The organism is Streptomyces echinatus, assembly GCF_014203595.1.
GTDB lineage: Bacteria > Actinomycetota > Actinomycetes > Streptomycetales > Streptomycetaceae > Streptomyces > Streptomyces echinatus.
The window spans coordinates 173,774-185,300 of sequence record NZ_JACHJK010000014.1 but is presented as its reverse complement, the minus strand read 5'-3'; the positions used below and the strand labels follow the sequence as shown (position 1 = coordinate 185,300).

Below are 11,527 nucleotides of genomic sequence, written 5' to 3'. Positions count from 1 at the left end.
GGCGCGGCCAAACAGCTCGGTGGCCCGGCCGGACGGCTCGGGCCGACGGCGCACCGCCCCCGCCCTCGGGCGAACAGCGGTGAAAGCGACGGACACGTCCCGTTTCCCGCCGGCGGCGAACTTTTCCGGCACATTTCGCATCCCACCTGATGTACGGGGCGAGCCATGGAGCCCACAACGAAGGGAAGAACGCTCACCATGACCCATCAGGACCAGACCCCCACGACCGAGACCCCCGGCGCCCGGCGGTCCGACCGCCGCCGGCACGTCGTACGGACGGCGCTCGCGGTGGCCACCGCGGCCGGACTGGGCATCGCCGGAGCGGGGGTGGCACGGGCCGGCGGGGCGGCGGCCCCGGCGCCTACCTGCTCCGTGTCAGGGCTCACCGCCTCGTTCGGCGAGACACTGGCCGGCGGCATGAACCACCAGGGCGTGGTGCTGAAGCTCAAGAACACCGGCACCCGCACCTGTCTGCTGCGGGGCTACCCGGGTCTCGGCCTGGAGAACGCCTCTCACCGGACGCTCACCTCCCACACCCACTGGGGCGACACCTGGTACGCCAGGAGCCCCGCCAAGACCACCCTGACGCTCCGCAAGGGCCAGAGCGTGGAGGCGGTCATAGCGTGGACGCACGCCAACACAGGAACCTCCGGCGCCGTCCACGCTTCCTACCTCCAGGTCACCCCGCCCGCGGCGACCAGCCACAAGACGCTGAAGTTCCCGGAGTGGGTGGACCACGGCGACCTCCAGGTCACCGCGCTCGCCTACCACATCCCCGTCACCCACTGACCGCCGGTCCCGGGCGGCGCCGCGCGCGACGCGGGGCGCCGGCCCCGGCGCACGGCGCCCGCCCGCGGACGTCCGGGTATCAGCGAGGTGACCGATCGCCGCGCGGGACGGTCAGCCGTCCCGCGCCAGACGTTCCCGCTGCGGTACGACGGTGTACCGCGGGTCCTCGGCGGAGGCCACGCCGGCGTGGAAGACGCCGAAGCGGAGGGCGGCGGAACCGGTGAGCAGCGCGGCTCCCGCCGCCACGGCGAGGCGCCGGTCCCGGCCGCGGGACACCGCGAGGGCCGCGCCGCCCGCCGTCAGCAGCTCCGAGACCCGCAACAGCACGCGTGGCCCGCCCCTGTCGAACGGTTCGGCGGCCAGGCCCATACGCCGCTTCATCGCCCGGAAGGCCCCCAGTTCCAGGGCGGCCCCGAGGACGGCCAGCCGGCGGGCGGGCCCCGCCTGGCCGGGCGGAGCCGCGGCCAGCGCCAGCCCGGACGCCGCGGTGGCGGCCGAGCCCGCGAAGACGAACGGCAGTTCGCGGTAGCCCTCGTGCCAGGACGGCACCGCCGTGTCCGACAGCAGCACCGCCGTGTACGTCGCCACGGCCGGGCCCAGCACGGCGGAGGCCAGCGTGGCCGCCGAGCCCAGCAGCCGGTACCGGCCCGCCACCTCGGTGGCCGCGGCGGTCAGCGCCAGCGGCGCGTACCCCACCAGCAGCCACGAGCCCACGCTCATCGGGGAGGTCGGCTTGAACACCCGGAGCATGTTCAGGAACCGGGCCGGCCGGCCCAGGTCGTGGACGAGCGCTGCCAGCGAGAGCGAGATCGCGCCGGCCGCGCCGAGTCTCGCCGGCGCCGCGAGCCCCGGCCGTCCGGTCAGCATCCCTCCGGCCGCCAGCAGCGAGGACGCCCCGGCCAGCCCGCCGAGGTACAGGTACCCGGCGATGTCCAGCGGCTTCCATGTCGGCTTGTTGAGCACGGGCGTGCCGTAGTACGAGGAGAACTCGGCCTCCGGCACCATCGGCCGCTCGCCCCGGCCGCGCCGGCCCCCGCGGCGGCCTGCCCGCGCGCCGGTCACCGCCTCGCGACCGGGCCGCGCGCCCCGCACGCCGTCCCGGCCGACGTCCGACTCGCTCATCGCGGCCTCCTGCCGGTTGTCCGGCTCGCTCATCGCGGCCTCCGGGCGAAGCTGCCGAGGGCCAGGGCCGCCAGGGAGACGGCGGCCACCGCCGCGTGCCGCCACATGCCGGGCAGGTCCCGGGTGGTGACCACCGGGTCCGGGGGCAGGCCGTACACCTCCGGCTCGTCCAGCAGCAGGAAGAACGCGCCGGCGCCGCCGACGCCGTCGTCCGGGCTGTCGCCGTAGAGGCGGGCGTCGGTCACGCCGGCCGCGTGCAGCTGGGCCACCCGCCCCCGCGCCCGCTCGCGCAGCTCCTCCAGCGGGCCGAACTGGATGGATTCCGTCGGGCAGGACTTGGCGCAGGCCGGCTCCATACCGGCGCCGAGCCGGTCGTAGCACAGGGTGCACTTCCACACCCGGCCGTCTTCCTCGCGCTGGTCGATGACGCCGTAGGGGCAGGCGGGCACGCAGTAGCCGCAGCCGTTGCAGACGTCCTCCTGGACGACGACCGTGCCGAACTCGGTGCGGAACAGCGCCCCCGTGGGGCACACGTCCAGGCAGGCGGCGTGCGTGCAGTGCTTGCACACGTCCGAGGACATCAGCCAGCGCAGTTCGGTGCGGCCGTCGGGGGAGACCGGGGAGATCCGCGGGTCGGGTGCCTGGGCGGGCGCGGGAGCCGGGACGGGGCCGGGGGAGGAGGTGTCGGTGCCGAGCCGGGAGGCGGCGGCGAACACGTCCACGTCGTCATGGGCGACCCCGGGCTCCTGCCCGCCGAGTGGCTTGCGCTGCTCGATGAAGGCCACGTGCCGCCAGGTGTCGGCGCCGAGGCCCCGCGTGTTGTCGTAGGACATGCCGGTCAGTTCCAGCCCGTCCTCAGGGATCGCGTTCCACTCCTTGCAGGCCACCTCGCACGCCTTGCAGCCGATGCACACGGAGGTGTCGGTGAAGAAGCCCACCCGTGGCGGGGCGTCGGGGTATCCGGACGCCCCGGACACGTCGGGCTGCGGACCGTACAGCGCGTTCCCGTGCCTGTCCTCGGCGTCCCTCATGCCGTCCCTCCTCGCTCACGACCGCACGGCCCCCCCCGGCACCCCGCCCGGCGCGGCCCGTACGACGTCCGCCCGCCGCTGCCGGATGTCCGCCGGATGCCGGGTTCCTCGCTCGGGTGCGCTGTTTCGAGCCTGGCACGGGTCCCCCCGCTCCGCGCGTCCGAAACGGCCCCGCCGGCTCTCCCGGGCGGCGCGCGTCCGGCCGGCGTATCGAGCGCTCGGCCGCACGGGGGAGGGAGCCGATGGAACAAATCGAGACGGGTACCCCGTTGACGCGACCTCACACCGGTCCTGGACGGGGTGGTTCCCCGACCTCCGAGGGTTGGCCGATTGCTTTGTCCAAGCCTGCGAAGGTGGGTTAACCTGCGGCGTATTTTCTCATCATGCAAATCCGTGAACTGCGGAAATGCACACACCAACGGTCGGGCGGCCCACAGCCCCCGGCCGCGGTTCCGAGCTTCCGGCGCGGGGGCTCTTGGGGAGCGGATCGAGGGTGCGCATGGCCGGCAAGGCGACCGGGACGACCGAGGCCGTCCCGGGTGACCACGAACTGAGAAGACTGCTCGCGGGCCTGACCGCGGTGCGTGACGGGGACTTCGGCACGCGGCTGCCGGACGACTCCACCGGACTCATGGGGGACATCGCCACCGTCTTCAACGGCATGGTCGATCAGTTGTCCGTATTCACCTCGGAAGTCACCCGCGTGGCGCGCGAGGTGGGCACGGAGGGCACCCTCGGCGGGCAGGCGCAGGTGCCGGGCGTCTCCGGCACTTGGGCCGACCTGACCGACTCGGTCAACGCGATGGCGGGCAACCTCACCACACAGGTCCGCGACATCGCGCAGGTCGCCACCGCCGTGGCCAAGGGCGACCTGTCGCAGAAGATCGACGTGCCCGCGCGCGGCGAGATCCTCCAGCTGAAGGAGACCGTCAACACGATGGTCGACCAGCTGTCCGCGTTCGCCGACGAGGTGACGCGCGTGGCGCGCGAGGTGGGCACCGAAGGCCGCCTGGGTGGTCAGGCGCAGGTGCCCGGGGTCGCCGGTGTCTGGCGGGACCTGACGGACTCGGTCAATTTCATGGCCGGGAACCTGACGGCGCAGGTGCGCAACGTGGCCCAGGTGACGACCGCGGTGGCGCAGGGTGATCTGTCGCAGAAGATCACGGTGGACGCGCGGGGCGAGATCCTGGAGCTGAAGAGCACCATCAACACGATGGTGGACCAGCTGTCGGCGTTCGCGGACGAGGTGACCCGGGTGGCCCGGGAGGTGGGCACCGAGGGCCGGCTCGGCGGCCAGGCGGACGTCAAGGGCGTCAAGGGCACCTGGCGGGACCTGACGGACTCGGTCAATTTCATGGCCGGGAACCTGACGGCGCAGGTGCGCAACGTGGCCCAGGTGGCCACCGCGGTGGCGCAGGGTGATCTGTCGCAGAAGATCACGGTGGACGCGCGGGGCGAGATCCTGGAGCTGAAGAGCACCATCAACACGATGGTGGACCAGCTGTCGGGCTTCGCGGACGAGGTGACCCGGGTGGCCCGGGAGGTGGGCACCGAGGGCCGGCTCGGCGGCCAGGCACAGGTCCGCGGCGTCGCCGGCACCTGGAAGGACCTCACCGACAACGTCAACGTGATGGCCTCCAACCTCACCGGCCAGGTCCGCTCCATCGCGCAGGTCGCCACCGCCGTCGCCAAGGGCGACCTCTCGCAGAAGATCACCGTCGAGGCCAAGGGCGAGGTCGCCGCCCTCGCCGACGTCATCAACACCATGGTCGACACGCTCTCGGCGTTCGCGGACGAGGTGACCCGGGTGGCCCGCGAGGTGGGCACCGAGGGCCGGCTCGGCGGCCAGGCGCACGTGCCCAACGTGGCCGGCACCTGGAAGGACCTCACCGACAACGTCAACTCCATGGCCAACAACCTCACCGGCCAGGTGCGCAACATCGCGCTGGTGACCACGGCCGTGGCCAGGGGCGACCTGTCGAAGAAGATCGACGTCGACGCCCGGGGCGAGATCCTCGAACTCAAGACCACCATCAACACGATGGTCGACCAGCTCTCCGCCTTCGCCGACGAGGTGACCCGCGTCGCCCGTGAGGTGGGCACCGAGGGCCGGCTCGGCGGCCAGGCCGAGGTCGAGGGCGTCTCCGGCACCTGGAAGCGGCTCACGGAGAACGTCAACGAACTCGCCGGCAACCTCACCCGGCAGGTCCGCGCCATCGCCGACGTGGCCAGCGCCGTCGCCGAGGGCGACCTGACCCGGTCCATCACCGTCGACGCCTCCGGCGAGGTCGCCGACCTCAAGGACAACATCAACTCGATGGTGGGGTCCCTGCGCGAGACCACCCGGGCCAACCAGGAACAGGACTGGCTCAAGACCAACCTCGCCCGGATCTCCGGCCTGATGCAGGGCCACCGCGACCTGCCCGTCGTCGCCGAGCTCATCATGGACGAGCTGGTGCCGCAGGTGTCCGCCCAGTACGGCGCCTTCTACCTCGCCGAGGAGGGCGCGTCCGGGCCCGAGCTGCGGCTCGTCGGCGCCTACGGCCGGCCCGAGGAGGACCCGCGGCCCGTCCGTATCCCGTTCGGCCGCTCCCTGGTCGGCCAGACCGCGCGCAGCCGCCGCACCGTCGCCGTCGACCGGCTGCCGGCCGGATACGTCACCATCTCCTCCGGGCTCGGACAGATCGAGCCGACCGCACTGCTGCTGCTGCCCATCGTCTTCGAGGACCAGGTCCTCGGCGTCATCGAGCTGGCCTCCGTCACCCCGTTCACCGCGATCCACCGGGACTTCCTCCAGCAGCTGGTCGACACCATCGGCGTCAACGTCAACACCATCGTCGCCAACGCCCGCACCGACGAACTGCTCCAGGAGTCGCAGCGCCTCACCAGCGAACTGCAGTCCCGCTCCGCCGAGTTGCAGGCCCGGCAGGAGGAACTCCAGCAGTCCAACGCCGAACTGGAGGACAAGGCCTCCCTGCTCGCGGACCAGAACCGGGACATCGAGGCGAAGAACCTGCAGATCGAACAGGCCCGGCAGGAACTGGAGGCGCGTGCCCAGCAGCTGTCGCTCGCCTCCAAGTACAAGTCCGAGTTCCTCGCCAACATGAGCCACGAGCTGCGCACCCCGCTCAACAGCCTGCTCATCCTGGCCCAGCTGCTGGCCCAGAACCCCTCCCGCAACCTCACCCCGAAGCAGGTCGAGTACGCGGGCATCATCCACTCCGCCGGCTCGGACCTGCTCCAGCTGATCAACGACATCCTGGACCTGTCCAAGGTCGAGGCCGGCAAGATGGACGTCACGCCGGAGCGGGTCCCGCTGCGCCAGCTGATCGAGTACGTCGAGGCCACCTTCCAGCCGATGACCTCGCAGAAGAGCCTCGACTTCACCATCACCACGGCCCCCGGCGCCCCCGCCGACCTGCTCACCGACGACTCAAGGCTCCGGCAGATCCTGCGCAACCTGCTGTCCAACGCGGTGAAGTTCACCGAGCAGGGCGGCGTCGAACTGCGTGTCGAACCCGCCGCCGACGGTGATGTGCCCGGCGGCGTCGTGCGGGGCGGCGCGATCGTCGCGTTCCGGGTGAAGGACACCGGCATCGGCATCCCCGAACAGCAGCTGGAGACCATCTTCGGCGCGTTCCAGCAGGCGGACGGCACCACGAGCCGCAAGTACGGCGGCACCGGGCTCGGCCTGTCCATCACCCGCGAGATCGCCCACCTGCTCGGCGGCGCCGTCACCGTGGACAGCACCCCAGGCAAGGGCAGCACCTTCACCCTCTACCTGCCCGTCTCCCGCCCGGACTTCGAGGAACACGTGCGCGGCGGACGCCCCGCCGTCCCGACGGACGAACGGGACCGGACCGACGGTCCTCCCGGGCAGGCGCTGCCCAAGGAGCTGCCGGCGGCCACCGCGAGGCGGGAGCGCCCGCGCCGCCTGCTCGTGGTCGAGGAGCGTCCGCGCGGACTGCTCACCCTGGTCGCCGAGAGCGTGGTCCGGGACCTGGAGCACGCCCGCGCCGACGGCACCGGCACACCCGTCGACATCATCACCGCGGTCGGCGCCCAGGAGGCCGCCGGCGCCCTCGCCGCCGAACCCTGCCACTGTGTCGTCGTGGAACTCGGCATGCCCGACGGGGAGTCGGCCCGCTTCCTGGAGGCCCTGCGCGGCGACTCGGCCCTGACCAGCGTCCCGGTGCTGGTGCACGGCTCGCAGCGCACCGAGCCGGCCTCCGAGGACACCGCGGGCGGTTCGCTGGAGTACCTGTTCAGCCTGGACGATCTGCGCGAACGGATCGCGCTGCACCTGTCGGCCGAGGAGCCCGGCGAGGTGCTCACCCTGGTCCGCGGCGACGAACTCCCGCGCACCGCACCGCACCTGATCGACGAGCACACCCGCGGCCGGACCGTCCTCGTCGTCGACGACGACGCCCGGAACCTGTTCGCGCTCAGCGGTATCCTCGAACTGCACGGATTCCGTGTCCTGCACGCGGAGAACGGCCGCAAGGGCATCGAGACGCTGGTGAACAACCCGGACGTCGAACTCGTCCTGATGGACGTGATGATGCCCGAGATGGACGGCTACACGGCCACGGCCGAGATCCGCAAGATGCCGCGGTACGCCGGGCTCCCGGTCATCGCCGTCACGGCCAAGGCCATGCAGGGCGACCGGGAGAAGAGCCTCGCCTCCGGGGCCAGCGACTACGTCACGAAACCCGTCGACACGCACGACCTCATCGCCTGTGTCCGGCGCTGGCTCCCCGCATGAGCCCGGCACAGCACGCCCGCCCGTCCGCAGGCCGAGGAGTATGGACCCGGTGACCACCCATGAACCGCCCGCCGGACTCGACGCGCCGGCCGGCCCGCCCGAGCGGCTGCCGTCCGCCGGAGCCGTGCTGCCCGACGCGCCCGCCACCACCCCGGTGGGCCGGCTCGCCGCCACGGTGGAACGGCTGCGCCGGGAGGTACGCGTGGCGCAGGCCGAGGCCGAGGGCCGGGCGCTGATCGAACTGGCCAAGGGCATCCTCGTCGAGCGGCTGGGCTGCGGCCCGGCCCAGGCCGCCCGCCAGCTCGCCGAACTGACCGAGCAGGCGCAGGTGACCCCGCTGGAGTTCGCGGTGGACGTCATCAACCAGGCGGCCCGGGACCGCGTCTCGGAGATCACCGAGGCGTTCCTGTCCGTGGCCGCGGACGAGGCCGGGCCGGTCGAGGAGTCCGCCGCCGTACGGCTGCGCGCCGCCGAGAGCGGCGTACTGGCCGCGCCCGACACCCAGACGATGGCCGACTCGCTGCTCGCGCACGCCCTGCGCCCGCTCGGCGCGGTCGCCGTGGCCATCTGGTCGGTCGGCCCGGACGGCTCGCTGACCCTCGCCGGCAGCGCCGGCTTCCCACCGGGCGAGGCGGCCCGCTGGCGTTATGTGCCGCCCGACGTGGCGACGGTGGCCCGGCGGGGCCTGACCGAGCCCGACGGCCAGTGGCTGCCCTCGCTCGCCGAGTCCGGGCTGCCCACCATCGGCCGGCGCGAGTACGCCGACGGCGCCCGGATCGCCGTACCGTCCGGCACGGGCGGCCGGATCCACGGCGTCCTGGAGATCGCCTGGCCCAAGCCGGAGGGACCGCTGCCGCGCCCCGTCGTCCGGCAGGTGGAGGCACTCGCCGAGCTGTGCGCGCACACCCTGGAGACCCTCACGCCGCCGGCCGCCACCGGGCCGGAGCCGGGGGTGCTGCCCGACGTGGTCGAACTGATGGACCTGGCCGACGGGCTGCACGACCCGGCCCTGGTGCTCGTGCCGCACCTGGACGACGCGGGGCTGCTGGTCGACTTCCGCATCCAGCACGTCAACAGCCGCTTCCTCGACCCCGCGGGCCGGCCCCGGGCCGTCGTGGGCGGCGCCCTGCTGCTGGAGGCCTACCCGATGGCGGCCGGTACAGGCGAGCTGTTCCAGCGCGTGGAGCGGGTCTATGCCACCGGGGAGCCGTTCCGCGCCCACCGGATGCGGCTGACCGCGCTGGTCGACCAGGTGCCGCTGTCCGCCGTCGCCGACATCAGCGTCAGCCGGCACGGCGGCGCCGTGCTGCTGATCTGGCGCATCGAGGACGAGACGGCACGCCTGGCCAGCCTGCTCCAGAACGCCCAGCGGCTGGGGCGGATCGGCGGCTTCGAGGAGAACCTGCTCACCGGCGAGATCACCTGGAACGGCCAGCTGTTCGGTCTCTACGGCCGCCCGGTCAGCAGCCCCCCGGTCCCCCTGCAGGAACTGCCGGCCCACGCCCACCCCGACGACGCCGTCACCCTCGGCCGCTTCCTGCGCACCCTGCTGCACCACCGCAGGCCCGCCTCCGCCGCGTTCCGGCTGCTGCGCCCGGACGGCGTGACCCGGCACATGCGGGTGGTCGCCGAACCCGTGCTCGACACCGACGGGCAGCTCTTCGTCCTCCGCGGCGCCTACCAGGACATCTCCGCCCAGCACTGGACCGAGGTCGCCCTGGCCGCCACGCGTGACCAGCTCGCCCACACCGAGCAGCAGGCCGCGGAGCGCAACCGGCTGGCCCTCCAGCTCCAGCACGCCATCATGCCCCCGGCCCAGGCCCCGCTGCGGGTGCCCGGCCTCCAGGTGGCGGTGCGCTACCGGCCGGCCGAGACCGAACACCTCGTCGGCGGTGACTGGTACGACGCCGTGGTGCTGCCCTCCGGGCTGGTCCTGCTGTGCGTGGGCGACGTCGCCGGGCACGGCATAGAGGCGGCGACCAGCATGGTCGTGCTGCGCAACGCGCTGCGCGGCCTCGCGGTGACCGGGGCCGGCCCGGCACAGCTGCTGTCCTGGCTGAACATCGTCGCCCACCATCTGACCGGCGCCGTCACCGCGACCGCCGTGTGCGGTCTGTACGACGGCGAGCGGCGGATCCTGCGCTGGGCCCGGGCCGGTCATCTGCCGCCGGTGCTGGTGCGCCAGCCGGACGCCACCGCGCTGCCCCCGGTCAAGGGGCTGCTGCTGGGCGCCGTGCCGGAGGCGCGGTACGAGGAGACGGAAGTGCAGCTGGCCGCGGGGGACACCCTGCTGATGTACACCGACGGTCTGATCGAGCGCCGGGACCGCTCCGTGGAGGAGTCACTGACTCACCTCCTGGACACCGCGCGGGCCGCGCCCAGCACGCTGGACCAGCAACTGGACCGGCTGCTCACCTTCAGCAGGTCGGACACCGACGACGACACCTGCATCGTCGGCATCAGGGTCGCCTGACGCCTTCCGTCCGGCCGCTCAGCCCGCTGTCGCGGGGGTGAGCGGCACGGTCGCGGTGACCCGCTTGCCGTGGGACAGCCAGGTCACCTCCCAGCCGCGGCAGAGCATCGTCACGAGATGCAGTCCGTGCCCCCCGATCCGCCGGGGGTCGGGAGGGCGCCGGCGCGGCGGCTCCGGGGAGGTGTCCGTGACGGTGATGCGCAGGGCCGTCGCGTCGGACAGCAGCTCCAGGCTCAGCGCACACGGGCCGGGCGCGTGCTTGGCCGCGTTGGTGACGAGTTCGCTGACGACGAGCTGGGCATCCTGCACCGGGCGCCGCCCCGGTACCGGGCGTGCCCGGGCGAGCAGCGCGGCGACGGCGTCTCTCGCCTCGGCGATGCTGGATACGCCGGTGTCCCAGGTGCGGCTGTAGCGCAGGAGGGCCGGGCGGCCCTGCGTCATCGCGTGGGTCCTGAGCGGGATGTCCATACCTCGTTGCCCTTTTCCTCTGGGGTCGGGGTCCCTTCCTGTGCACAGGGGGGTCGTGCCGTCCCCTGCTCGGCTACCCGCCGGACGGCCGGTCAAGGGGACGTCCGCGAGGAATCCTCCGGATGCGCACGAACGCCTGCTGGGCAGTGGTGCGGGCACGGCGGGCACACAGCGGAACGGGTCCGGAAATCCGCTTCCGCTGGATTTCCGGACCCGTTCCCGGGACGAATCGGCACAGCCTCAGTGCTTGAAGACGTCCTTCGCCTTCTCCTTGGCCTGCCGGGCGTCTCCCCGAGCACCTTCCATGCGGCCCTCGGCCTCCATGCGCTCGTTTCCGATCGTGCGTCCCACGGCCTCCTTGGCCTTGCCCTTGGCCTGCTCGACCTTGCCCTTGGCCTTCTTGTTGCCAGCCATCGCGTGTCACATCCCAACATCGACGCGGTCTCTGGTCGACATCCGGATTACCGCTCCCGCGCCGGCCAAACCAGGAATTCCGGACCGGGCACCGCCGGAAAACCACGAGGGCTGATCACGGAATTGGCGGGCACCCGCCACTGCGGAGGTGGACAGACATGGTTCCTTTGCTTCTGGTTCTGCTGCTGGCCCTGATTCTTTTCGGGGCGGGCTTCGCCCTGAAGGCGCTGTGGTGGATCGCGGTCATTGTGCTCGTGCTGTGGCTGGTGGGCTTCGTCGTCCGCCCGGCAGGAACCGGAGGCCGGCGCGGCCGCTGGTATCGCTGGTAGGCACGCCACCGAAGGCTCCGCGGGCCCCGGCCGTACGGCCGGGGCCCGCGCCCGTGTGTCCCGACCCCGGCATTGCCCAGTCTTGGTTGAACAGTCCAGACTGATGAACCTACCGTGAGCGGACAGGGACACCACC

8 protein-coding genes are annotated in these 11,527 nt (G+C 72.6%); 4 read left to right on the top strand and 4 right to left on the bottom strand.

The window, feature by feature from the left end; genetic code table 11:
* Window positions 1–198 precede the first annotated feature (198 nt).
* Window positions 199–789 (top strand): DUF4232 domain-containing protein, encoded by a 591-nt coding sequence (locus FHS34_RS32275; protein ID WP_184972066.1) that lies wholly within the window; start codon window positions 199–201, stop codon window positions 787–789.
* Between the two features lie 111 nt (window positions 790–900).
* Here FHS34_RS32275 and nrfD read toward each other — a convergent pair whose 3' ends face one another.
* Window positions 901–1,911 carry an NrfD/PsrC family molybdoenzyme membrane anchor subunit gene (gene nrfD, locus FHS34_RS32270; RefSeq protein ID WP_184972227.1) on the bottom strand — a complete coding sequence of 337 codons (1,011 nt, stop codon included), beginning with the start codon at window positions 1,909–1,911 and terminating at the stop codon, window positions 901–903.
* Between the two features lie 29 nt (window positions 1,912–1,940).
* On the bottom strand, window positions 1,941–2,942 hold the full coding sequence (locus FHS34_RS32265; RefSeq protein WP_184972064.1) for a 4Fe-4S dicluster domain-containing protein: 1,002 nt from the start codon (window positions 2,940–2,942) through the stop codon (window positions 1,941–1,943).
* Between the two features lie 499 nt (window positions 2,943–3,441).
* Between FHS34_RS32265 and FHS34_RS32260 the strand changes: the two genes are divergently transcribed.
* Together FHS34_RS32260 and FHS34_RS32255 are read left to right on the top strand one after the other, a co-directional pair.
* Entirely contained in the window at window positions 3,442–7,707 is a 4,266-nt protein-coding gene (locus FHS34_RS32260) for a HAMP domain-containing protein (RefSeq protein ID WP_184972062.1), read from the top strand.
* Between the two features lie 40 nt (window positions 7,708–7,747).
* On the top strand, window positions 7,748–10,180 hold the full coding sequence (locus FHS34_RS32255; RefSeq protein WP_184972060.1) for a SpoIIE family protein phosphatase: 2,433 nt from the start codon (window positions 7,748–7,750) through the stop codon (window positions 10,178–10,180).
* Window positions 10,181–10,198: 18 nt separating this feature from the next.
* Here FHS34_RS32255 and FHS34_RS32250 read toward each other — a convergent pair whose 3' ends face one another.
* Window positions 10,199–10,648, bottom strand: coding sequence for an ATP-binding protein (locus tag FHS34_RS32250; protein WP_184972058.1), 450 nt, complete (start codon window positions 10,646–10,648; stop codon window positions 10,199–10,201).
* Window positions 10,649–10,888: 240 nt separating this feature from the next.
* Window positions 10,889–11,062 (bottom strand): CsbD family protein, encoded by a 174-nt coding sequence (locus FHS34_RS32245; protein WP_184972056.1) that lies wholly within the window; start codon window positions 11,060–11,062, stop codon window positions 10,889–10,891.
* Window positions 11,063–11,220: 158 nt separating this feature from the next.
* Here FHS34_RS32245 and FHS34_RS32240 point away from each other — a divergent pair, with 158 nt between their 5' ends.
* Complete coding sequence (locus FHS34_RS32240) at window positions 11,221–11,391, top strand: hydrophobic protein (RefSeq protein WP_184972054.1); 171 nt, start codon at window positions 11,221–11,223, stop codon at window positions 11,389–11,391.
* Window positions 11,392–11,527 lie beyond the last annotated feature (136 nt).

What these genes read in the sequence shown, in the direction of transcription:
- FHS34_RS32275 (WP_184972066.1), top strand. Translation starts at nt 199, where the DNA reads ATGACCCATCAGGACCAGACCCCCACGACCGAGACCCCCGGCGCCCGG.
- nrfD (WP_184972227.1), bottom strand. Translation starts at nt 1,911, where the DNA reads ATGAGCGAGTCGGACGTCGGCCGGGACGGCGTGCGGGGCGCGCGGCCC.
- FHS34_RS32265 (WP_184972064.1), bottom strand. Translation starts at nt 2,942, where the DNA reads ATGAGGGACGCCGAGGACAGGCACGGGAACGCGCTGTACGGTCCGCAG.
- FHS34_RS32260 (WP_184972062.1), top strand. Translation starts at nt 3,442, where the DNA reads ATGGCCGGCAAGGCGACCGGGACGACCGAGGCCGTCCCGGGTGACCAC.
- FHS34_RS32255 (WP_184972060.1), top strand. Translation starts at nt 7,748, where the DNA reads ATGGACCCGGTGACCACCCATGAACCGCCCGCCGGACTCGACGCGCCG.
- FHS34_RS32250 (WP_184972058.1), bottom strand. Translation starts at nt 10,648, where the DNA reads ATGGACATCCCGCTCAGGACCCACGCGATGACGCAGGGCCGCCCGGCC.
- FHS34_RS32245 (WP_184972056.1), bottom strand. Translation starts at nt 11,062, where the DNA reads ATGGCTGGCAACAAGAAGGCCAAGGGCAAGGTCGAGCAGGCCAAGGGC.
- FHS34_RS32240 (WP_184972054.1), top strand. Translation starts at nt 11,221, where the DNA reads ATGGTTCCTTTGCTTCTGGTTCTGCTGCTGGCCCTGATTCTTTTCGGG.